Annotated in this window: 23 protein-coding genes and 2 pseudogenes; 3 read left to right on the top strand and 22 right to left on the bottom strand. The window is 39.7% G+C overall.

The features are described from left to right. From HMPREF2988_RS11145 to treR, 8 genes and pseudogenes are all read right to left on the bottom strand, one after another. Window positions 1-220: pseudogene (locus HMPREF2988_RS11145) on the bottom strand (hypothetical protein); the annotation flags it as partial. Window positions 221-917: 697 nt separating this feature from the next. Further along, entirely contained in the window at window positions 918-1,292 is a 375-nt protein-coding gene (locus HMPREF2988_RS11140) for a hypothetical protein (protein WP_002289815.1), read from the bottom strand. A 116-nt stretch (window positions 1,293-1,408) separates the two neighbouring features. Next, window positions 1,409-1,891, bottom strand: a complete 483-nt coding sequence (locus HMPREF2988_RS11135) for a low molecular weight protein-tyrosine-phosphatase (protein ID WP_002290531.1) — start codon at window positions 1,889-1,891, stop codon at window positions 1,409-1,411. A gap of 52 nt (window positions 1,892-1,943) precedes the next feature. Further along, the gene (locus HMPREF2988_RS11130; RefSeq protein ID WP_002290530.1) at window positions 1,944-2,522 is read right to left on the bottom strand and encodes a TetR/AcrR family transcriptional regulator; all 579 of its coding nucleotides are present in this window, start codon (window positions 2,520-2,522) and stop codon (window positions 1,944-1,946) included. A 28-nt stretch (window positions 2,523-2,550) separates the two neighbouring features. Continuing rightward, a complete protein-coding gene (ruvB, locus tag HMPREF2988_RS11125; RefSeq protein ID WP_002290529.1) occupies window positions 2,551-3,552 on the bottom strand; it encodes a Holliday junction branch migration DNA helicase RuvB in 1,002 nt (333 codons plus the stop codon). A gap of 12 nt (window positions 3,553-3,564) precedes the next feature. Then, complete coding sequence (gene ruvA / locus HMPREF2988_RS11120) at window positions 3,565-4,167, bottom strand: Holliday junction branch migration protein RuvA (protein WP_002290528.1); 603 nt, start codon at window positions 4,165-4,167, stop codon at window positions 3,565-3,567. Between the two features lie 168 nt (window positions 4,168-4,335). Next, the gene (gene msrB, locus HMPREF2988_RS11115; protein ID WP_002309788.1) at window positions 4,336-4,782 is read right to left on the bottom strand and encodes a peptide-methionine (R)-S-oxide reductase MsrB; all 447 of its coding nucleotides are present in this window, start codon (window positions 4,780-4,782) and stop codon (window positions 4,336-4,338) included. Window positions 4,783-4,858: 76 nt separating this feature from the next. After that, complete coding sequence (treR, locus tag HMPREF2988_RS11110) at window positions 4,859-5,572, bottom strand: trehalose operon repressor (protein ID WP_002290526.1); 714 nt, start codon at window positions 5,570-5,572, stop codon at window positions 4,859-4,861. Between the two features lie 222 nt (window positions 5,573-5,794). On the opposite strand from treR, the gene treP reads away from it, so the two are divergent. Beyond that, the gene (gene treP / locus HMPREF2988_RS11105) at window positions 5,795-7,783 is read left to right on the top strand and encodes a PTS system trehalose-specific EIIBC component (protein WP_070770659.1); all 1,989 of its coding nucleotides are present in this window, start codon (window positions 5,795-5,797) and stop codon (window positions 7,781-7,783) included. An 84-nt stretch (window positions 7,784-7,867) separates the two neighbouring features. Here treP and HMPREF2988_RS11100 read toward each other — a convergent pair whose 3' ends face one another. The 8 genes from HMPREF2988_RS11100 to HMPREF2988_RS11065 form a co-directional block, all read right to left on the bottom strand. Beyond that, the gene (locus tag HMPREF2988_RS11100; RefSeq protein ID WP_002290524.1) at window positions 7,868-8,428 is read right to left on the bottom strand and encodes a Maf family protein; all 561 of its coding nucleotides are present in this window, start codon (window positions 8,426-8,428) and stop codon (window positions 7,868-7,870) included. Window positions 8,429-8,448: 20 nt separating this feature from the next. Continuing rightward, window positions 8,449-10,557: a DNA mismatch repair endonuclease MutL gene (gene mutL, locus HMPREF2988_RS11095; RefSeq protein ID WP_070770658.1), complete on the bottom strand. Its 2,109-nt coding sequence runs from the start codon at window positions 10,555-10,557 to the stop codon at window positions 8,449-8,451. Between the two features lie 17 nt (window positions 10,558-10,574). Then, entirely contained in the window at window positions 10,575-13,220 is a 2,646-nt protein-coding gene (gene mutS / locus HMPREF2988_RS11090; protein ID WP_070770657.1) for a DNA mismatch repair protein MutS, read from the bottom strand. Then, a complete protein-coding gene (locus tag HMPREF2988_RS11085) occupies window positions 13,204-13,620 on the bottom strand; it encodes a YlbF family regulator (protein WP_050558407.1) in 417 nt (138 codons plus the stop codon). Before HMPREF2988_RS11085 ends, mutS begins: the two co-directional genes overlap by 17 nt. Further along, entirely contained in the window at window positions 13,595-14,392 is a 798-nt protein-coding gene (locus tag HMPREF2988_RS11080; protein ID WP_002290518.1) for a TIGR00282 family metallophosphoesterase, read from the bottom strand. The genes HMPREF2988_RS11085 and HMPREF2988_RS11080 overlap by 26 nt, the downstream gene beginning before the upstream one ends. Before the next feature lie 410 nt (window positions 14,393-14,802). After that, the gene (locus HMPREF2988_RS11075; protein WP_002315544.1) at window positions 14,803-15,576 is read right to left on the bottom strand and encodes a Cof-type HAD-IIB family hydrolase; all 774 of its coding nucleotides are present in this window, start codon (window positions 15,574-15,576) and stop codon (window positions 14,803-14,805) included. Between the two features lie 19 nt (window positions 15,577-15,595). Beyond that, window positions 15,596-16,231, bottom strand: coding sequence for a DNA alkylation repair protein (locus HMPREF2988_RS11070; RefSeq protein WP_002290514.1), 636 nt, complete (start codon window positions 16,229-16,231; stop codon window positions 15,596-15,598). A 28-nt stretch (window positions 16,232-16,259) separates the two neighbouring features. After that, window positions 16,260-17,111: a formate/nitrite transporter family protein gene (locus HMPREF2988_RS11065; protein ID WP_002316577.1), complete on the bottom strand. Its 852-nt coding sequence runs from the start codon at window positions 17,109-17,111 to the stop codon at window positions 16,260-16,262. Between the two features lie 261 nt (window positions 17,112-17,372). On the opposite strand from HMPREF2988_RS11065, the gene rpsD reads away from it, so the two are divergent. Next, on the top strand, window positions 17,373-17,984 hold the full coding sequence (rpsD, locus tag HMPREF2988_RS11060) for a 30S ribosomal protein S4 (protein ID WP_002294265.1): 612 nt from the start codon (window positions 17,373-17,375) through the stop codon (window positions 17,982-17,984). Between the two features lie 138 nt (window positions 17,985-18,122). After that, on the top strand, window positions 18,123-18,662 hold the full coding sequence (locus tag HMPREF2988_RS11055) for a biotin transporter BioY (RefSeq protein WP_070770656.1): 540 nt from the start codon (window positions 18,123-18,125) through the stop codon (window positions 18,660-18,662). Between the two features lie 74 nt (window positions 18,663-18,736). On the opposite strand, the gene HMPREF2988_RS11050 is transcribed toward HMPREF2988_RS11055, so the two are convergent. The 6 genes and pseudogenes from HMPREF2988_RS11050 to HMPREF2988_RS11025 form a co-directional block, all read right to left on the bottom strand. Next, the gene (locus HMPREF2988_RS11050) at window positions 18,737-19,246 is read right to left on the bottom strand and encodes a QueT transporter family protein (RefSeq protein ID WP_002290510.1); all 510 of its coding nucleotides are present in this window, start codon (window positions 19,244-19,246) and stop codon (window positions 18,737-18,739) included. 208 nt (window positions 19,247-19,454) lie between these two features. Continuing rightward, window positions 19,455-20,216 carry a 3-oxoacyl-ACP reductase gene (locus HMPREF2988_RS11045; RefSeq protein WP_002290507.1) on the bottom strand — a complete coding sequence of 254 codons (762 nt, stop codon included), beginning with the start codon at window positions 20,214-20,216 and terminating at the stop codon, window positions 19,455-19,457. After that, window positions 20,213-20,434, bottom strand: a complete 222-nt coding sequence (locus HMPREF2988_RS11040) for a DUF2829 domain-containing protein (RefSeq protein ID WP_002290506.1) — start codon at window positions 20,432-20,434, stop codon at window positions 20,213-20,215. The genes HMPREF2988_RS11045 and HMPREF2988_RS11040 overlap by 4 nt, the downstream gene beginning before the upstream one ends. Window positions 20,435-20,453: 19 nt before the next feature. Continuing rightward, window positions 20,454-22,040: pseudogene (locus HMPREF2988_RS11035) on the bottom strand (helix-turn-helix domain-containing protein). Next, on the bottom strand, window positions 22,040-22,741 hold the full coding sequence (locus HMPREF2988_RS11030) for an LrgB family protein (protein ID WP_002315539.1): 702 nt from the start codon (window positions 22,739-22,741) through the stop codon (window positions 22,040-22,042). The pseudogene HMPREF2988_RS11035 and the gene HMPREF2988_RS11030 overlap by 1 nt, the downstream one beginning before the upstream one ends. Next, window positions 22,734-23,144, bottom strand: a complete 411-nt coding sequence (locus HMPREF2988_RS11025; protein WP_070770654.1) for a CidA/LrgA family protein — start codon at window positions 23,142-23,144, stop codon at window positions 22,734-22,736. Before HMPREF2988_RS11025 ends, HMPREF2988_RS11030 begins: the two co-directional genes overlap by 8 nt. Window positions 23,145-23,212 lie beyond the last annotated feature (68 nt).

The following is a 23,212-nucleotide window of genomic DNA, read 5'->3' as shown; positions in this document are numbered from 1 at the left end:
GTTTTTGTGCATATATTTTTTTAGAAACTACGAGAAGCCTTTCGCTAATCCGCCATGACCTGGCAACACACAATCTATTTGAGTAATTGAGAAATTCTAAAACTGCCTCCTGATGACTATTTAGTCCGTCATACTCTTCTTCCTTGAAAAAAGCATAGCGTAAAACGGTCCAATCACGCTCCAAATAAAAATCAATACTTTCTTTTTCTAATAGTTCCATCTTTTCTCTCCTTGTGTTCTTCTAACGGCACTCCTGATACACTAACAAATCTGACCCTTTCATCTGCCACGTCAATACATGTTTCTCTCGAATTTTATCTATCCATTTTTATTTTATCGCAACTATCAAGGCTTCTATTCCTATTATTTCTTTTTGAAGAAAAGATAGTTCTTGACTCATGGGAATCGCTGGATTTGTAAAAAAAGGTTGTGAAATCAGCGCCTTGGCTTAAGTATTAGAAAAGCAAAACAGCAAAATATAAGGAGCTATTTTACCGTTTTTTGAACTAATACCAAAGGGTAGCTGATTGCACAACGTGTCTTTTTATAGTATAAAATTTTAGACAAATACATGATATAAAAATAAATTTCGCAAAAAAACTTAACAACTTTCGAAAACTTTCGTCACAAAATATTCACAACTAATGACTATTATATAAGCATACCAACAAACAACCCTAACAACACTTTTTCATTTTTAACTCCTTATCCTGCTAGCTCCCCGGCTAGCAGGACCTTTTTTTATCAAAAAAACTTGTCCCATACAATCGATTCAACTAATCAACCGAATGCTGTCATGCTGTGATACTCATCGTAAAACGTTTCGTTTTATCGGTATCCGCTTAAAGCATTCGGTTATTTTTGATTAGTAATGATTGATGGTACAAGCTCATACGTGCTTTTCTATCTGGTATAAATTATTTTGATAACCGTTCCTGTTCTCCTGCTGGCGAAAGGATTGTTATTTTTTCAATTTGTTCTACGGGAACCATGCGGATCTGCTGCTCTTCGTTTTGTAGGCGGATCATTACTCGGTCTTTTTCGACCGTTTTTGTCGCCACCCAACCTGAGATCGTTTCATACTTGCTACTCAAACGATTCGCTCTTACTTGTAAGATAACTAGACTATGTTCAGTCGCAGCTTTTTGCAGCTCAAGAATAAACTTTCCTTGCAATCGTACATTCTTAGCATGTTCTTCAGTGTCATTTACAAAAGAATCAAAAAGTTGATACGAGGTATGAGTAACTAACTTCGTAAGCTTCTTCATTGGTGATACTGTCTCTTCGTTCATCGAATGCACTCCTCCTTTAGCTAAGAAAGTGTTACTTAATTAATCTTATTTTACCTAACATTTTACAAAAAAACAAGGAAATGCTCTAACGTCTCTAAAAAAAGAAAGCGCTAATTTTAGAAACTGTTTGTTATTTTATTTTCATCCATCCAAATGTTCCACCAATGATCTAACCCTTCTGTGATCAATTGATATGTCTCATCAAAGTTATTGGTATAGTATGGATCGGGAACATTTTCTTTTTCTTTTCCAGGGATGCTACTTAAAAACAAATGGATTTTTTCCTGTGCTGAGCGTGGTGCTCTTCTTTTCAGTTCTTCTACATTTTCTTGATCCATGCCAATGATCCAATCAAAAGTTTCAAAATCGTGGGGTGTGATTTGACGAGCAACCATATTCGTCATATCCACATTTTCTTGGTTCAATATTTTTTTCGTTCCAGGGTGCGGTGTCTTTCCAACTTCATACGTACTTGTAGCAGCAGAATCCACAAAAAATTCTGCTTCCTTTCCTTCTGATGCTATTCGTTTCTTCAACAAGCCTTCTGCCATTGGTGAACGGCAAATATTTCCCAAACAAACAAATAAAATTTTTGTCATTTTCCCATCTCCTTTTAACGATCATGGCTTTTTCAACGAAAGATTATTTCTATTACTGTTCTTCCAACTCTTCTTTTGCATAAAGACGATAAGAGTATAATTCCGTATCCTTGGCTAAACGGAAAAGCTGCATAGCGATTTCCATCGGTGTTTCTTCATATTCATTCGTGATCCAATTGACTAACACGCCGCTGCAACCGTAAGAAAAAAAACGAGCATAAAATAGTTTATCTTTTGCAGAAAGCTGTCTTTCTTCATCCATTTGCTCAAAAATCTTGATAAAAGATTTTTGGATTAGTTGAGAAAATTCTTTTTGTAAAATTTCTTGGTCAGAAAGCACAGTATTTGCGTAAAACTCTTTCTTTTCAGCAATTGCTTTCAGCATTTTCAATGCTTGCTCTTCCCAATTATCAAGAGTAAGACATTGCGGGTCTAAATAATGCAAGGCATCCTCACAATAGACCCAACGAAGCAAATCGTATTTATCTGTAAAATGATAATAAAATGTTTGACGATTGATTTTTGCTTCATTTGCGATTTTTTGGACGCTGATTTTTCGAAAAGATTGTGTTTGGCACAAATCAATCAATACGTTTTTGATCAATTGTTTCGTACGTGTTGTATCACTCATTCATTTTCCTCCAATCTAAAAGCAAAAATCACATATGATAGTCGTAGCCGAAATGTTCATAAGCATAAGCCGTAGCCATTCGTCCTCTAGGTGTACGCTTTAAAAATCCTTTTTGGATCAAGTACGGTTCATACATATCTTCGACTGTTTCTCGTTCTTCTCCTATATTTACGGAAAGCGTGCTTAATCCTACGGGTCCGCCGCCATATAATTCGATCATCGTCCGTAACAATTTCTGGTCAACATAATCCAAACCAGCTTGATCGACTTGTAGCAAAGTAAGCGCCTGATCTGCTATAGGACGATCGATTTTCCCGTCTCCTTGAACTTGCGCAAAATCACGAACCCGTTTGAGTAAGCGATTCGCGATTCTAGGCGTTCCTCGCGATCGGCGAGCAATTTCCAATGCCCCTTCTTCAATGATCTCTGTTTGAAAAATATCCGAAGAACGTAAAACGATCTCCTGCAGTTCCTGTTCGTCATAATATTCCATATGTGAAATGATGCCAAATCGATCGCGTAAAGGTGCAGAAAGCATACCTGCTCGTGTCGTCGCCCCAATCAAAGTAAAGGGAGGAAGAGGGAAATGGACCGGATGTGCGGTTGGTCCTTGTCCTACCATGATGTCTACATAAAAATCTTCCATGGCCGAATAAAGCATCTCTTCTACTACTCTAGGCAATCGATGGATCTCATCGATAAATAGGACATCCCCTGCTTCCAGTTCATTCAAGATCGCTACTAAATCACCCGGACGTTCGATAGCGGGGCCGCTTGTCGTACGAATGTTCACAGTCATCTCATTAGCAATGACCATAGCCATCGTCGTTTTCCCTAATCCAGGAGGCCCATACAACAGAACATGATCTAATGGTTCTTCCCGATTTCTGGCAGCTTCGATGTAGATCTGAAGTTCTTGTTTGACTTTTCTCTGCCCGATATACTGAGAAAGCAACTGCGGACGAAGAGATTTTTCCAAACTCAGTTCATTTTCGCCAGTTTCTGGTGATAACAAGTATTCATCTGTCATTTGGTCTCCTCCTTATTTTTTCATCATCAGCTTGAGTGCTTGGCGTAAATACTCATCTGTTGTCTGATTATCGACTTCTTTTAATTGTTTTTCTACACGTTTGATTTCTCTATCACTGTAACCAAGAGCTGAGAGAGCCTCCATTGCTTCAGATAGAGCGGTAGCGTCTTTTGTATTTGCTTCATCGAATAGACTGAAGGGCGTATCGATACTCAGCTCACCAAATTTTCCTTTTAGATCCAAGATCATTTGTTGCGCCGTCTTCTTCCCTACCCCTGGAAATTTTGTCAAATAAGTGACATCACTGGATTCCACTGCTTGGATCAAACCGGAGTGGTCTTCACTTGCCATGATCGCAAGAGCACTTTTTGGACCGATTCCTGAAACACTGACTAATCGCAAAAACAGTTGTTTTTCTTCTAAAGAATCAAATCCATACAAAAGATGCGCATCTTCGCGGATCACCTGATGGACATAAATTTTTATTTTTTGATTTAGTTTGCTGCTGTAGCGGTAAGGATTTCCTAGTGCGATCTGGTAGCCTATACCATTGGTTTCTACTACTATGTAATAGGGGTTGATAAAGGTAACCACACCTGTCAGATATTCATACATATTCTAGTCCTCTTTCTTTTGCACACATACGTTCCCTTTATTGTAGCACATTTCACCTTGTGAAAAAAGGAGTCTGGGGAGCGTTTCTTTCAAATAGCAATCGCTTGAATAAAAAAGAGCGGACGATCGAGTGAATCCCCGTATTGTACCGCTCTTTTTGTATTTTCATTATTCTACCAGTGATTTGTATTCGCCATAACCGAGTTCATCCATCTTTTCATAGGGAATGAATTTTAGTGAGGCAGAATTGATGCAGTAACGCAGACCGCCTTTATCTACTGGGCCATCGGTAAATACATGCCCGAGATGAGAGTTTGCTTCTTTGCTTCGAACTTCTATTCGATGCATGCCATGAGAAAAATCGGCTTTTTCGCGTACTTGTCTTTTCGCTATTGGTTTGCTGAATGATGGCCAGCCACAACCTGCGTCATATTTTTCCGCAGAGCTAAATAACGGTTCGCCGCTGACGATATCGACGTAGATCCCTTTTTCGTAAAAATCATCGTATTTTCCGGTAAATGGACGTTCTGTTGCATTTTCTTGTGTGACTGCATAAGCCATCGGTGATAATTTTTCTTTCAGTTCTTCTTTTTCTGGTCTTGTTGGTTTATCCATTAAAAATGCCCCCTTTGTGATCCTATCATAGCGCCAAAGCAGACAGATGCCAACAATTTGCTTTTTTTCGAAACATTTACACTTTTCGGCGCCGGGCAAACTCAACGAAACGGAATTTATCTAATCGGTGTACCGACTCAGAATACTCAAAACAGCGGGTATCTTCCAAATGAACAAGACTTCTGACGACCACTGCGTAAGTGTCATCGTGAAGATCCATCGTTGTTTTCATGATATCTGTTACTTCTTCTACTGTGATTTCCTTTTGTGCGTAAGCAATCGTTAAAGAAAGCTCATTTTCAAAATATTCATAGATCGATCCTTGTGCTTGTACTGGGGTTAAATGAGGAACGATTTCCTTTAATAGATAATCAGTATCTAATATAACCACTTCACCATCGATTTTTCTTTCGCGTATCAAATGCCAGACAGGTGCACCAATCTCCCAGCCAGTAATCTCATTCAGTGCTTTTGTTACTTCTGTTTCTTCTAACGTATGAACGATCGTTTCACTTGGAATACGTTGGGTTTCCTGTAGCTCTTTATAGCTTGTCAGTCCAGAAATAGGAAAATCAAAGCGGTTTCGATCTAGTACGATCGACCCTTTTCCTTGTTTTTTTTGAATATATCCTTCCGTCGTCAAAAGATTCAGTGCTTTTCTAATTGTTTCTCGTGAAACACCGTAGATTTTGATCAATTGGTTCTCACTAGGCAAAAGCGAATGCGGAGGATATTCTTTCGCTAAAATTTTCTGTTCCAAATCTAAAAAAATTTCATTGAACTTGTTCATGTTTTTTCCCTCACTCGTTCTTCCATCATTTCTTCACTATACTACAGCTCTTTTTGTATTTCAATGTTCCCCTTTTTAAGAAAAGCTTATTTTATGCTTTTTAAAACGATATCATTTTTCTGGATGTTTTTGAATAAAACGCTTGCAATTCTTCCTAAAAAAAAGTATAGTAAACGAAGAAGTAACTTGCATAGACAAGTTAAAAGAAAGGGGTTTATTGATATGGCAAAGTATCAAGCAGATGCCGAGAAACTGCTACATGATATCGGCGGAAAAGAAAATATTGCTGCAGTTAGTCATTGTGCAACTCGTATGCGTTTCGTCCTAAATGATCCTGGAAAAGCAGATCAAAAAGCAATCGAAGATATTCCTAGCGTGAAAGGGATGTTCACGAATGCTGGGCAGTTCCAAGTCATCATAGGAAATGATGTTTCTACTTTTTATAACGACTTCGTTGCAGTATCCGGCGTTGAAGGGGTTTCCAAAGAACAAGGAAAAGCAGCAGCAAAACAAAACCTTCATCCCGTACAACGCGCCATTGCCGTCTTGGCAGAAATCTTTACACCACTGATTCCTGCAATTATCGTCGGCGGATTGATCCTTGGGTTCAGAAATGTACTTGAAGGTATCCAGTTTGAAAGTCTTGGTGGAACGATCGTTGAACACTCGCAATTTTGGAATGGCGTCAATGCCTTTTTATGGCTGCCAGGTGAAGCAATTTTCCATTTTCTTCCAGTAGGTATCACTTGGAGTATTGCGAAAAAGATGGGTACTACACAAATATTAGGAATTGTTTTAGGAATTACATTAGTTTCTCCGCAATTATTAAATGCTTATAGTGTAGCTTCCACAGCCGCAGCAGATATTCCATTTTGGGATTTTGGTTTTGCTCAAGTCCAAATGATTGGTTATCAAGCACAAGTTATTCCAGCTATGCTGGCAGGGTTTATGTTAGCGTATCTAGAGATTTTCTTCCGCAAATATATCCCTCAGTCGATCTCAATGATCTTTGTTCCATTGTTTTCATTGTTACCAACTGTTTTAGCTGCTCACGTTATTTTAGGTCCTATCGGCTGGACAGTCGGAAGCTGGATTTCAACTATCGTAAATACCGGGTTGACGTCTTCTATCAGCTGGTTGTTTAGTGCTGTATTCGGGTTCCTGTATGCACCTTTAGTAATTACTGGTCTCCACCATATGACCAATGCGATTGATATGCAGCTGATTGCAGATTTCGGATCAACGAATTTATGGCCGATGATTGCTTTATCAAATATCGCCCAAGGCTCTGCAGTCTTAGCCATCGTCTTCTTGCATCGTGGGAACAAAAAAGAAGAACAAATCTCGATTCCAGCAATGATTTCTTGTTACTTAGGTGTAACTGAACCTGCTATGTTCGGAATCAATTTGAAATACGTCTATCCTTTCGTCGCAGCAATGGTCGGTTCTGGATTAGCTGGCATGTTTGCCAACTTGATGGATGTTCGAGCAAACGCGATCGGAGTAGGTGGTTTACCAGGAATACTAGCCATCCAAGCAGAAACATGGGTACCTTTCATCATCGCAATGATCATCGCTATCATCATTCCATTTGGCTTGACGATCGTCTTTAGACGTCAGGGAATCTTGAATAAGATTGATCCTGCTGTTCCTGAAAATGCTGCTGATGTACAGCTTCAAACAGCGAATGGCGCAACAGCAACACCACAGTCTTTCGAACCTGTTTCAGCAACTGGTACGGCAGTTGCAACAAAAGAAACATTATTCGCAGTGGCTGCTGGGAACATCAAGGAAATTACTGAAGTAAATGACCCAGTTTTCTCACAAAAAATGATGGGTGACGGTTATGCTGTCGAACCGTCAAACGGCAAAGTCTATGCACCAGTAAATGGTAAAGTGACGAGCGTCTTTGAAACAAAACATGCCATTGGTATTCTTTCTGATGTGGGGCTGGAAGTACTTGTTCACATGGGATTAGATACCGTTGAACTAAAAGGCGTTCCTTTCACTGTATTCGTGAAAGAAGGAGATCTTGTCACACCAGAAACTCTGATTGCTGAAATGGATTTGCCAGAAATAGAACAAGCTGGTAAGAAAACTGACATTATTGTTGCTTTAACTAATAACGAAAAAGTTGCTGGTCTATCCCTTGACCAATCAGGACTTGTTCGCCCAGGCGAAGCAGTCGGTAAAGCTGAAGTAAAATCTTAATCAGAGTAGATAAGTAATCTTTTCAATAAAAAAGACGGGCTATCATGGATTTTCAATCGAAAATCAGATAGTCCGCTTTTTTGTTTAATTGAATGTTTTCAGTGCCTGATTGACAGCACCAATCGGAAACCCTACGATACTGTAGTAATCTCCAGAAATTTCTTTGACGAATACACTTGCAGCATTTTGGATGCCGTATGCCCCTGCTTTATCCGCATAGTCTCCCGTCTCCAAGTAACGATTGATTTCTTCATCTGTCAGTGGATAAAAAGTGACATGTGCTTCTGCTAGTATTCGTTCTTCTCGCTCCTTTGTTTTTAAAACAACTGCTGTGTATACAGTATGTGTTTCCCCGCTTAATTTTTTCAACATGACTTCAGCCTCAGCCATATCTTCTGGTTTACCCATGATCTCCTGGTTGAGAACAACAGTCGTGTCGCTAGCAATCACTAAGCTGTCTTTCTTTTCTTTTTGTTCCCAAACAGTTCGTGCTTTTTCTTCAGCCATTCTGCGTACATAATCGACTGGCAGTTCGTCTGGAAATGGCGTTTCATCAATATCAGCAGGTTCGATCTCGAATTCTGAAACGATGTGAGCCAATAACTCTTTTCTTCTTGGTGATTGAGATGCTAGTATAATCTTCATGTTTCCCTCTTCTCTCTGACTTAATGCGGGTCTTGGATCCGTTTGAACATTCTTTCCATATCCGAGTTGGTAAAGTGAATCAATACTGGGCGGCCATGGGGACAATTGAACGGATTTTCGCATTGTGCTAAATCTTTCAGCAGCACACGTGCTTGTGCTTCATTCAAATAATGGTTGGCTTTGATCGATCGTTTACAGCTCATCATGATTGCTGTTGCTTCACGGAATTTTTTTACGCTCACACTTCCTGTCGTCAGTAGCATGTCGATCATCTCGCGAATAATCGATTCTTCTTCACCATTGGGATACCAAGTAGGATGGGCCCGTACAATAAAGCTGTTTTGACCAAATTCTTCTAAATAAATCCCTGCGTCTTCTAGCAAATGCTTTTGCTCTTTTAATTTCAAAGCATCACTGTTTGGATAGTCCAACACAAATGGAACAAGCAATTCTTGCAGATCATCAGATACTTCCCCAATTTTTTCTCGGAAATATTCATATTTGATACGCTCTTGAGCAGCATGCTGATCGATGATGTACAATCCGTCGCTACTTTGGGCAAAAAGATACGTTCCGTGCATCTGTCCAAAATATTCCAATTGAGGAAAACGTTGAACTGGTTTTTCCGTTTCTAGTTTCTTGATCGCTTGTTCTAATGTTTTGTCGTTTCCTTGAGTGAAATCAAATTCAGGGTGCAGTGTCAATTCTTTCTCGTAAATCTGTTCATCCTCTTCCAAGGATATATCTATCTGTTCTTTATTTGTTTCTTCTGTGTTATCCACAGTAGTAATTTCTTTCTTTTCAGATTTTTCCACTGTTTTTTCTACAAAGTTATCAACATTTTCACCAAACTTATCCACCGTTTTCGCTGTTTTTTCTGGATAACTGGTGTTTTCTTCAGAAAAACCAGAAAAGTTTTCAACATTTTCCACAGACTTATCAACAGATCTGTCAACAAATGTGCTCTTTGGTTCTTCTACAAAAAAGGTTCCTGTCTCTCGGTCAAAATTTAAACTACTTGGCTTTTTAGGTTTTTCTTCTTCAAAAGCGTAGGACAAATCGATTTCGATTTGTTCCTTTTTAGGCTGATCTGGTACTTTTTTCTTGAACCGTAGATTATCCGCGGCACTTGGAATCAGGTTTTCTTGGGACAATGCTTTTTGAATGGCGTTACTAATTAGCTCTGTTAGTTCTTTTTCCTTCGACAACCGGACTTCCTGCTTCGTCGGATGGACATTTACATCGACTAAAAGCGGGTCCATCTTGATTTCCAATATAGCAATAGGAAAACGGCCGACCATTAATTTTGATCCATAACCTGCAACGATTGCTTTATTTAAGGAAAAATTCTTGATAAAACGTCCATTGATGATCGTCGATAAGTAATTCCGACTGGCACGAGTCACCTCTGGCAATGAAACATAACCAAATAACTCAAAATCTAGATCTTTTCCTTCGATTTTCAACATTTTTTTAGCGGTAGATAATCCGTAGATTCCCGCAATCGTTTGTTTCAGATCGCCATTTCCAGCAGTTGCCAACATTTTGTTTCCATCATGTACTAAACGAAAAGCGATTGATGGGTGACTTAATGCCAGACGATTGACGATGTCCCCGATGTTCGCTAATTCTGTGTGCAGTGTTTTCACGTACTTCAAGCGGGCTGGCGTATTGAAGAACAGGTTGCTGACGGTAATCTTCGTTCCTTGACGCAGAGGTGCTGGCCGATGCTCCAAGACCTCACCGCCTTTGAGCGAAAGATAAGTACCTTGTTTTTCTTCCTGATTCGCCGTTTCCAGAGTCATTTCAGAAACAGAGGCAATACTTGGCAAAGCTTCCCCTCGAAAGCCCAGCGTTCGTATGCGAAAAAGATCATCGCGATTATGGATCTTACTTGTCGCATGCCGCTTGAAGGCATTCTCTACGTCGTCTGCCAAAATGCCTTCTCCGTTATCAATCACTTGGATCGTCCGCAGTCCCGCTTCTTCAACTAAGATATCAATCTGAGTACTACCGGCGTCAATTGCATTTTCCACTAATTCTTTCACGACGGAAGCTGGTCGTTCCACTACTTCTCCCGCAGCGATCTGATTAGCTAAACGTTCAGATAATTCTTGGATTTTGGCCATCGATATCCGCCTTCTTCCTACAGTTGTTTTTGTAATTCATATAATGTGTTTAGTGCATCCATTGGCGTCATTTCTAGTAAATTTATTTGCTTCAGTGATTCAATGACTTCTGTTTCATTTTCGGATAATTCACCGAATAAAGAAAGTTGTTGGTTTTCTTCTTTGACACTGTCTTGTATAGGGTCTTGGTTTACTTTTTCTGCAGGTGGTTTTATTTGCTCCTGTTTGGCTGTTTTAGTCTTTTCTTCTACTTCAGCTGGAACAGTATGGTGTCCGTTATCGCCATTTTCTAGCGTATGCAGGATATCTGCTGCTCGCTCAAGTAGATTGGCAGGCAATCCTGCGATTTTTGCCACATGTATACCGTAGCTTTTATCCGCAGGTCCATCCATCATTTTATGCAAGAAGACAACTTCTCCGTCTTTTTCAACAGCTCCAACATGGACATTTTTAAGCTGCGGAAGTTCTTTTTCAAGTACCGTCAGTTCATGATAATGGGTAGAAAAGAGTGTTTTTGCTTGTACATGACGATGGATATATTCGATGATTGCTTGGGCCAACGCCATTCCGTCATAGGTTGCTGTTCCTCGCCCGAGTTCGTCAAACAAAATCAAACTGTTTGGCGTAGCATAACGCAGGGCTTGATTGGCTTCCATCATCTCTACCATAAAAGTACTTTGTCCAGCAATTAAGTCGTCACTTGCACCAATTCGGGTAAAAATCCGATCAAAAATAGGTAAAACTGCTTGTTTTGCCGGAACGAAACAGCCCATTTGCGCCATCAGAACAGTTAATGCCAACTGGCGCATATACGTACTTTTACCAGACATATTCGGTCCTGTGATCAGCAAGATCATTTCGTCTTCTGCCATTTCTACGCTGTTAGGGATATATTCCTGATGTCCTAATACTTTTTCTACTACAGGATGTCGCCCGTCTTTGATCAGAAGCTGATGCTTGTCACTGACAAGTTCTGGCCGAACATACTGATAGCGTTCGCTGATCGTTGCAAAACTTTGTAGCACATCTGCTGCGCTGATTGCTTTTGCAAGTACTTGTAGCGGCTGGATAGCCTTTTTGACTTCTTCTCTCACAGCTAAAAACAACTGATATTCTAAATCAACAGATTTTTCTTCTGCTTCGAGGATTTGTGTCTCCAATTCTTTTAGTTCTGGTGTGATGAAACGCTCTGCATTTGCTAAGGTTTGTTTTCGTTCATACTTCTCCAGCTCTGCATTTCCAAGATTTGCTTTTGTGATTTCTATATAATAACCGAAAACGCGGTTAAATCCGATTTTTAAGTTCTTGATTCCTGTTTCTTGACGCTCTTTTGCTTCAAGTTCTGCTAGCCACTTCTTTCCGTTTCTCATAGCAGAACGGTACGTATCGAGCTGCTCATTGAATCCATCTTTGATGATGTTTCCTTCCGTTATTTGTAACGGCGGATCATCTTGGATAGCTTGGTCAATCAATTGGACGAGATGGTCCATCGGTTGCATTTCTGAAAGCAGACTTTGCCATTGACCTTGATCGATTCCTTCAATCAACCCTCTGATCATTGGCACTTGTTCTAAAGAAATTTTCAACTGGATCAAGTCTCGCCCATTGACATTACCGAAAGCTACTCGACCTGCTAGGCGTTCCAGATCATAGACTTTCGTTAATGCTGACTGCAAATCGATACGTTCAAAATAACTGTCTAGCAAAGAAGCGACCATTTCTTGTCTTGCTTTAATTTGTTTTGCCTGGATAAGCGGACGGTCTAGCCATTGTTTTAATAAACGGCCGCCCATTGCTGTTTTTGTTTCATCTAATAACCATAGAAGAGTGCCGTGCTTTTTCCCAGTCCGAATAGATTGGCTTAATTCTAGGTTGAATTTTGAATAATAATCCATTTTCAAAAAATGATCTGGTTGGTATTCTACTGCTTTTTGGATATGCGCTAAACTCCGCTTTTGTGTTACCGCTAAATAAGTCAATAGTTTGCCGGTTGCTTCTTTTTCCAGCGGATCGACTAGTTCGCTTGTCAAAAAGCTAAATTCCGCGTTTTCTTCCATCTCATTTTGTTGAGAAAAGACTAGCCCTAAACGCCCGCTTAGCTGTTCACGAAGGGTATCAGTGATCTCACTGCCTAATACGAGTTCTTTTGTCTGCAATGCAGAGGCTTCATTTAAAACAGCTTCTTCATCATGCAACCGAGCCGTCTTCAATTCTCCCGTACTTAGATCGGCATAAGCAAAGCCAAATTCATTTCCTTGACTAACTACAGCTGTTAAAAAATTGTTGTCTTTTGCCGACAATCCTTTGCTGTCCATGACTGTACCAGGAGTGACTAGCTGGATCACTTCGCGCTTGACCATCCCTTTAGTCGTCTTTGGATCTTCTACCTGCTCGCAAATCGCTACTTTATAGCCTTTTTCAATCAAGGCATCGATATATCCTTGTGCTGCATGGTGAGGGACACCGCACATAGGAATAGGTTCTTCTGCATTTCGATTTCTGCTCGTCAACGTTAATTCCAAAAGCTGTGATGCCTTGATCGCATCTTCATAAAATAATTCATAAAAGTCTCCTAAACGATAGAACAAAAAAGCATCTTGGTATTGTGCCTTGATGCTTAGATATTGTTCCATCATAGGAGTATTTTTAGTTTTTTGAGGCATGTTTTTCCTCCTCTATTTGTCCATTGATTTCTTCTTGTATCATCGTTGTTAAATGATGAAGCAGATCATCTGCTTCCAAAAGCTGTTTTCTATAAGCTATAACAAGCGGATGCTGATCAAATTCTTTCATGAATTGATCCGCTCGCTTGATTGCTTCTTGTTCTGCTGCTGGTTTGTCATAGTGGGCAAAATGAACAGCTTCTTTTTGCGCTTGTTTTATTTTCTCTCTCAACTCAGCTAAATACTGGTTTTGCTGAATCTTTTCTTCAAGTTCTTTGTAGCGAATGATCGTTTCATTTTCTCTTAAAAGTTTTGTCAGTTTCCTTACTTCTTTTTGAATTTCCGGCTCCTGCTGCAAAAAACTGCCTCTCTTTCTACTCCATGAACGGTCGATCCTCATTGATTTGAATCAGCTGGATTTCTTTTGCATGACCTGTCGTATCATCCAATTCTAAGATACAGCCGCTTAAAATCGATCGGCCTTGTTCGACAACTTCAAAACGTTTTGGTAATGCGGTCAGAAACTTTTCGATCACAGGTTCTCTGCGCATACCCAAAATACCATCATAGGGTCCTGTCATCCCAACGTCTGTCAGATACGCTGTGCCTTTTGGCAAAATTCGCGCATCATTTGTCTGGACATGTGTATGTGTACCGACCACTGCTGAAACTTTCCCATCTAAAAACCAGCCCATCGCTTGTTTTTCACTTGTTGTTTCTCCATGAAAATCTACAAAAATGATTGGCGTACGTTTCCTAGCTTCTTCTACTAGTTCCTTCATTTTACGGAAAGGATCATCCAAGTCCACCATGAAAGAACGAGCTTGCATGTTGATTACTGCCAATTCGATCTGATTCACTTTGACAAAGACCATCCCTTGTCCAGGCGTCCCTTCCGGAAAATTTGCCGGCCGAACCATCTTTTTGGCTTCATTTACAAACTCAAAGATCCCGCGGTTGTCCCACGTATGATTTCCCATCGTCACGACGTCTACACCGTCTTGCAAAAATTTTTTATAGATTTTTTCTGTGATTCCACGTCCAGAAGCGGCATTCTCACCATTTACGATCGTTACTTGCGGACGATACTTCTTCTTCAACCTAGGAAGATATTCAGTAATCATCTCTCGTCCCATTGAACCTACTACATCACCAATAAACAATACCCGCACACTAAATTCCTCTTCTCTTTTAACATCACTCTATATTATAGTTGTTTTCAATAAGAAAGAAAAGGTCAAACAAAAGGAACTCTTTCCTGATATTTCTTAGATTTGAAAAATAAAATAAAGAAATGGGACTGTGGCAAAAATCTTGTCACAGTCCCATTTCCCGAATAAACGTTGTTCCATCTGCTGCTTCTTCAGAAATAAGCCAAAATTTTTCAAAAATTTGAGAAGCAATTTTCATAAATCCCTTCTTATTACTTGAAACTGACCACTTCTGTAACGCCATCTTCCTTAAACGGTGTTCAAAAGCTTTCATCTGCGGTAATAAGCCCAGCCAAACGAAAAATAGGAGGAGCTATTTTTGTTTGGCTGTTCTTATTACTTGATGCAGAACAGCTTTTTCACAACCTCTTTTAAATCACACTTAACTCTTTCAATGCCTTCCAGATACCATCTTGATCATTTGTATCAGTGACCATCTTGGCTTCTGCTTGTACTTCTGGCACAGCATTCCCCATAGCTATTCCGATTCCTGACATACGCAACATTTCACGGTCGTTTTGTCCGTCACCAAAGCTGATAATATCTTCATGCGGGATGCCTACTTGTTCTGCTAAGTGTAGGATCGTCGCCGCTTTAGAACCGTTTTGGGGAACGACATCTACACTGTTCTCATGCCAGCGGACAAATCGAATCTTATCATATGAGGAGAATTTTCCATCATAGGTTTGATCGAAAAATGCTAACGCTTGATAGATTTCTTGTTCCTCTGCAAAAAACTGATCTAGTTCAGGCAAGACAGCACCGAAAGAATGCATCGCCTCTTCCATCACCGTTACATCATTGGAAGAAGAACGTTTGATATTGTCTAAGCTGACAAAAGCTGTGTCGATCTGTTCATGATGCGCTTCCTCGACGAATGCATCCAACTGTTCGCGATCTAGTAAGTTCTTATATACTTGTTCATGGTCTAAAAAACCGGCCGCTCCATTACATAAAATGTAGTTCGTAAAATCCAGATCTCGAATGACTTCTTGCGCATGGAACCGGCTCCGCCCTGTAGCAATCGTGACCAGATGACCGGCTTTGCGTAATTTTTCCAATGCTTCTCTCGTGCTATCTAAAGCTTGTTTATTTGAATCTAACAACGTTCCATCAATATCAAAAGCAAATAATTTGCGTCTCATCTCTTGTCGTCTCGCTTTCTTATAAATACTTGCTTGCCTCGCGAACAGCTAACTTGCTCAAATCTGTTGTCAGCTGACTTTTTACCCAAGCGGCATCGGTCTTACTATAATCACGCAATGCCCAACCGATTGCTTTTTGGATAAAGAATTCCTTTGTTTGACGGTCTTCGTCTATTGCTCGGATCAATAGTGCTGTGTCTGTTTGCTGTTTATAACCTAATTGCAACGTGATTGCTATTCGACGCAACCAGAAATCTTCCTTTTTTTCGAACAACTGAAAGACTTCTTTACGTTGCTCTGGATGGGCTTTACACCATGTACTGTATACTTTTCTCCAAGAATCGATGCTGTCCCACCATTCTTTTTTCTGGACTAGTGGTAACAATGCAACTATCTCTTCAAAGGTAAGCCGTTTGATGTTTTTTTGGACTAAATCGATCGCCACATACTGATATTCTCTTTCGATTTGTTCATAATAATAATGAACAAAAGCTAAAACTTCAGAAACAGATAAATGTTTGCTTTCATCCAATAACGGCTGTTGCAAAAGAGCGCGTTCCGGCTTAGGTACCCCAGCAAAAGGAAAAAGATTTTTCATGTACTTTTCCATTTGTAACGCTTTTTCTTCATTTTTTGGAAAAACTAACACTTCCATGGTATTTCCTCCCTTAATGAACGACTTTTTAGTCCACATAGGATGATTTTGATTGATTCAGCCAAGCATAACCCAGTCCCATCACTAAACCGCCACCAATATAATTCCCTGCCAAAGCAAAAAACAAATTATGTAACACATTGCTGGCTGTCATTCCGTCCATCTGTCCATGAGAAGCAAAGTAAGCAAGCGTAAAGGCAGGAAAATTCGCTATCACGTGTTCATATCCTAAAAAAGCAAAAATGAAAATAATGAATACGACCGTGATCACTTTCCCAGCATCCTCTTTCATCCGCATGCTGATCAGTACAGCGGTATTGACAACGATATTCGCAAACATTCCTTCCACCAAAATCGTTGTTGCAGGTTTTGCTAGTTTTACTGCTATTGATTCTAACATAAAGTTGTCCAACGTTAAATCTTGAAATGGCGTAGTCATAGAAATAAGAAATCCACATAACATACCGCCAATCATATTGAAAAAAATACAGGCAAATAGAATCTTGGCTGCCTTACTTAAAGCAAGTCTCTGCCGAAAAACACCCACGGTCATATAAAGCATATTCGATGTTCCTAATTCGGCGTTCATGTATAGAATCATGACCAGACCCCAGCTGAACATAAATGCGTATAAAATCTTTCCTAGACCGTGCGCGATATCTTCCCCCTTCATCGCGATCGCAAATGCCACAGCCGTTCCTAAAGTCAAAAACAAACAGGCAAGAACCGCTCGAACAGCGTAACGTGAAAAGCTGTTTTCAAAAAGGTTCGCCTTCTTTTCAATTGAAGCATCGATTTTCTCAAATAATGGTGATACCGGATTCATTGATTTTCTCCTTAAACTTCCTTCACTTTTTTCCATTTGCACATACCTTCTCATTTTATAAAGAGAGCCTAGGTTTGTAAAGCGTTTTTACGTACTAATTATCTTGACATTCATGGATGATCTATCATATACTGTAGTTTGTGTAAAATAATGCAGCAGAAAAATAATAACTCATCCCTAGTTTGTTGCCCCGTCTCGGGTTCGATTGTGTAACCGCGGCTGCAAAGGTGAAGATTGAAGAACAAACTATATGATTATGAATTTTTCAACGGATTATTTTACTCCAAAAACTTATATTCATTGGAGGAAATTTTAATGTCTCGTTATACAGGACCATCATGGAAAATTTCTCGTCGCTTAGGCATCTCATTGTCAGGCACAGGAAAAGAATTAGCACGTCGCCCTTACGCACCAGGTCAACACGGACCTAACAGCCGTGGCAAACAATCAGAATACGGCATGCAATTAACTGAAAAACAAAAACTTCGTCACATGTACGGAATGAACGAACGTCAATTCCGTAACTTGTTCGTAAAAGCTAGCAAAATCAAAGAAGGTAAACATGGTGTTAACTTCATGATCTTACTAGAACAACGTTTAGACAATGTTGTTTACCGTTTAGGACTTGCAACGACTCGTCGTCAAGCACGTCAATTAGTTAACCATGGTCACATTTTAGTTGATGGCAAACGCGTTGATATCCCTTCATACCACGTAGAAGTGGGTCAAGTGATCTCAGTTCGTGAAAAATCACAAAACATCGTAACAGTAAAAGAAGCTGTAGAAGCAACTGTTGGACGTCCAGCATTTGTAAGCTTTGACGCTGAAAAATTGGAAGGTTCATTGACTCGTTTACCAGAACGTGACGAACTATATCCAGAAATCGACGAAGCTCTTGTCGTTGAATACTACAACCAAAGCTTATAATTTCAAAAGCTTTCTTGAAAAAGACCGCTATCTATTGGATAGTTGGTCTTTTTTTTATTTCCTATTTACAAAGCAATCACTTTGTTTTACAATTTCGTTAACCAAATAAAAATATTAAGTTAACGAAAAGAGGGCATTATGAACCGAACATTGAAAGAATTGATACTGGCTGCGGAATTTGCCACGATTATTTCTGTCCTTTCTCAGATGACCATTCCTTTTGGTTTGGTTCCTTTGACAGGGCAAACATTTGCTATTGGACTGACAGCCACTTTTCTCGGAAGAAAACTGGGATTGATATCGGTTACAGTTTATCTTTTACTGGGTTTGATCGGTCTTCCTGTATTTTCAGGGATGACTGGAGGCATAGCTGTTTTATTTGGTCCAACTGGCGGATATTTGATTGGATTTCTCTTTCAAACATGGCTAACTGGCTGGATGATCGAAAAAACAGACGCTCATTACTTATACGCAATCTTTGCCAATCTAATGGGCTCTCTTACCGCATTAGTCTGTGGGACGATCTGGCTGAAGATAAGTGGCGACCTTACTTTTACAACTGCATTTGCCAGTGGGCTACTGCCTTTTTTACTGCCGGAAGCAATCAAAGCAATTGGAGCAGCCTATATCGGTGTCTTGATGAAAAAACGGCTAAATCGATTTCTTCGAACGAATTGAGCAAAAAAGCAGCATGGAAGAAGACTCAACATCCGGTCTCTTCCACGCTGCCTTATTTTAATTTAAACAGATCTTTATTTTGTCAAATCTACTTTTTTACCGATCCAATAAATAATTATCCCACCGACAATCATTGATGCCAATTCTCCTAAAGCAATCACCCACCAATTCAAGAAAAAAGGTAGTTGATATAAAATCGTTAGCTGACCAGCTACTGTAAACATGGAAAAAGCGAATACGCATGCTGTCACAGCCATTTTGATTTTCATGTTTTTGATGCGACTAGTGATTTTATAGTTGATAAGCAATACAATCAGCGTGCTGACGCTTCCTACTACAACATCTATCAGTCCAAGAGGAGAAGCAATATTAGCCAAAGCTACTCCCGCTGTTACCGCGGCGATGTATCTTTTGTTATACAAGGACAGATAGTTGAACATCTCCGAGAGACGAATCTGAATCACTCCAAAACTAAAAACAGACAAAACCAGCGTCACTGCCACATATAAACCAGTGACTAGCGCCATCCGAGTCACATCTGTCGTTGTCCAGCGTTTGGCTGAACGGGTATTATTTTTTTCCATGTTCTATTTCTCCTTTGCAAGATAATTTTATCTTGGTAATGACTGCGACCAAAGGATGGGAAGAAAATTCCAACTGAAGTGCCGCAGAAGGTTGTGAAAAAGCTGTCTGACATCAAATGCCGGGAACAATCATCGACTTTCTTTTATCATCAACCATTTGGTTCTCTCTTTATTTCTTATCATACAGAAGCTTGAAAAAAACACAAGGTTATTTTAGCAACCAGCCACCGTCGATTGGAATAATCGTTCCTTGTATATAGCTTGCTTGAGGAGAGGCAAGAAATAATGTCAGCTCCGCTACTTCTTCCGGCTGTGCCCATCGCTTGACTGGTGTTTCATTTGCCACCCACTCTGCCATCTCACCTTTTCCTTCAAAATCAGCCGCATTCATCGGCGTTTGGATGGCTCCTGGAGCAATTCCTTTTACTCGGATCCCCTGCTCCGCGTAATCCAGAGCGAGTTGTTTAGTAAAACCGACGATTGCATGTTTCGCACTTGTATAAGCGATCCCACCTCCGCCAGCAACCAAACCCGCAATCGAAGCCATGTTAATGATTGTTCCGCTTTTTCGACGGATCATATCAGGAAGGATGATGCTTGTTAGATGATACATGCTTTTCACATTCGTTTCATAAATCAGATCCCACAGCGATTCGTCAGTTTCCATCAAGGATTTGTATGCATCTAATACCCCCGCAGTATTCAATAAAATCGTAACTTCACCAAAATGATTTTGGCATTTCGATACCGCTTGTTGGAGTTCTTTCCTCTGTCGGACATCCCCTAGTGCGTAGGCAAAAGTTTCAGGAAATCGAAAAGAAAGTTCTTCCATTTTTCCAAATTTTTGATCTAATCCAAACACAAAGGCATCTTGTTCCAGAAAAGCTTGGGCTTGCGCAGCACCAATACCAGAAGCAGCTCCTGTAATAAATACGACCTGTTTAGCTAAATCTGGATAACGGTTTTTCATTCTACGATCGCCCAATCATCTGCTAAAATATCGCAAACTGTAGGAGCGAAGCTAGAAAAACCTTCATCACTTGTTTTGATCAATAAGTAAGGCGTCACCGGACAACCATCAAATTCATCATCGGATACGAGAACAACATAAAGCTCAAATCCACTCCATCCTTTACGAATAATCTTTGCACCTTTTTTCAATTCTGGTAAAATTTCTTCAAATGTCATCTTTATTCTCCTTTTTTTATTATTTTTTTGATTGTTTTTGTTTTTGAATCATTTCAAATTTTTGAGATAGCTGAATGTAATCTATCAATTTTAATTCTTCGGTCACAATAAAATAGTCAAGATCCGCCCACGGTTTTCGATGAACTTTACTTGTGGAAATCAGAAGATCCACTTCTCTTCCCCGATAATCCGTTGGTAGAAAAATCAGCTGATAATCATTACGGAAAAACGTCCGTAACCCCTCCTCTAACAGTTGCTCTTCAAATAATGGGAAATCTGTCATCAAGAGGATCGTGATCTTTGGAAGCTGTGGAGTAAAGGCTCCTAATGTTTTAAACACAGTCAGATACCGTCCCATCAAAAACGCATGATTTTTAAACGCCAGATGATTAGGCTGTTTGTGTCTGCTTTCAAAAAAGCGTACTAACCATTGTTTTAATTCCTTGTTTTCAATGACTAAATGATTAATGAAGTCACTACTGTTTCCATCAATCGTTTCTTTTGCGTTAGGAAAAAGATAGGCGAAAAAATGACTACTGAACAAATAGTTTTCTGCCTCAAAGGTCAGATCTTCCGCTGGTAGCTCCTGCTCTTCTTGATAAAGAGAAAGAGCTGCTTTTGCTTCAGAAAGAGCTGCAAAAGGCGGTGTTTCTGCTTGTTGATGAAAATCAAAAATTTTCTTCCGTATCTTAGGATCACTATAATATTCTTCACGCGTCATCAGAACAAGAAACAATGCGCCTAATTCGTCTTCTACTTGAAAATAATTAGGAAATACCGGCTCCATGACTTGGCAGAATCGCTGGAACAACAGATTGTCTGCGATCAGCCCTCTTTTTTTCTCATTCAATACCACATAATGCTTCTGTGATTTTCTTAAAAAAAAGGCACCTAGCATGTATTCCAATCGTCTTTTTTTGATTTCATTCAAACGAACGTTGAAAAAAGCCATGATATGTTCTGCCATATTCTTTACGTCCATTTGAGAAATCGTTTCAAACGGCCAGATTTTCCCTCGAAACAACTGCCAGAATGTCATATGCAAGTAAAGTCGAATGATTTCTTCTTCGCCTTGCGCGATATATGTACCTCGTTGCAGACGAATGCCATAAGTTTGCAGTTGCTGTTTCCATTCATTGATTTTTCGATGAGCAGTGGATTCACTAATGTAATGCTTTTGCGCAAATTGGTACATCGTGTGGAATTCTTCAAAAAAAATGTCGTGCAGCAGCTGGAATTTCAGCGTACTTTGCACGAGATAGATTAAAAAACGCTCATGTTCAATCGAATCGAGCGTATCATAAAAGTTATAACCAGAACGGTGATTTTTTGTAAACAAAGGATGCGTCTTACCGCTAAACTGCTGATAGTTTTTAGACAGCTCGTTTAGGTATTTCGACACACTGCGGGCATCCAGCTGAACAACTTGCGCTAATTGTGCAGCAGTATGCCAAGCTTGATCCTCAAAACTTTCTAGGAGGAGAATCTTATAATATAGATCTTTATCAAATTGTTTAAGATACTCGGAAGACAAATACACGTCTTTCCCTCCTTTTTTATGCTAGAACGTTTTGGTTATTGTAGCATAAAATAGTGGTTTTCGCATCAAAACAAGCCAGCAAAAGGCTGAAAGAATAACGGCAGCAACAAAACGGTCAATATCCCATTTACGCATATCGCAAGCCCTGAAATGATCCCTTCTACTTCGCCAATCTCGATTGCTTTTGCTGTGCCGATAGCATGAGAAGTACTTCCTAACGCCACACCGCGAGCAACGGGACTTTCGATCTTGAATAAGCGGAAAATATGAGTAGCGATCAGCGAGCCAAAAATACCTGTAGAGACAACAATAGCAAGAGTCACGGCGTTCACCCCACCCATCGTATGAGACAAATCGACAGAAATAGCCGTCGTTACAGATTTCGGTAGTAATGAGATGACCATCTCTTTATGAAGAGAGAAAAAATAACCGATCCCTACACTAACCAAGCAATTTGCGACTATCCCTGCCAAAATCGCAGCTATTACAGGATAAAAATTTTCTTTCAACAAACGGAAGTTTTTATAAAGCGGGATGGCAAGTGCCACTGTCGCAGGAGTAATCAGCATAGTCAAAAAATTGCCGCCGATATTATACTCTTTATAGCTGACGCCAGAAAAATGCAGAAATAAGATAATAACAACAATCGATAATACGAGAGGATTCAAAACAGGCAGTTTATATTTCCGCAAAAATTTGTCAGATAATACGTACACTCCTAAAGTCAAACTTAAGCCAAATAATGGATTCACAAAAAACTCAGTCAATTTGATTCTCCTCCATTTCGTTTACAGATACCCTGCTTGCTTTTTTCTTACGGACATAGCCTAGCAAAGCTTCTACCCCTTCTGCCGTTTTTCCCGCTGCAACCATCGTGACGATGGAGCACACGACGACTGCCCCCAGTAAAACAGGCCATATCGAAGCAATGTCATCAAAATATTCCAATAAACCTACACCAGCTGGAACAAATAAAATAGCTAGATTATTCAATAAAAAATCACCAGTTGCTCCGATTTTTTCAGGATCAACAAGATGCATTTCAAATGCTAAAAATAAAAAAAGAATACCTAAGATACTCCCAGGAATAGGTAAATGAGCAAAAATTCGGATACCTTCTCCTAATACAGAAAAGAAAATAATAATGAAAAACTCTTGAAAAAATTTCATCAAACAACACTCCTTACGTATAGCTTTCATTTTACTAACAAACCTTTTCTGAAAGTTTCAAAACATGC

It is taken from the genome of Enterococcus sp. HMSC061C05 (assembly GCF_001814765.1).
Taxonomy (GTDB): domain Bacteria; phylum Bacillota; class Bacilli; order Lactobacillales; family Enterococcaceae; genus Enterococcus_B; species Enterococcus_B lactis.
Note: the sequence above shows the minus strand (reverse complement) of the source record. Positions and strands in the feature narration are given on the sequence as shown.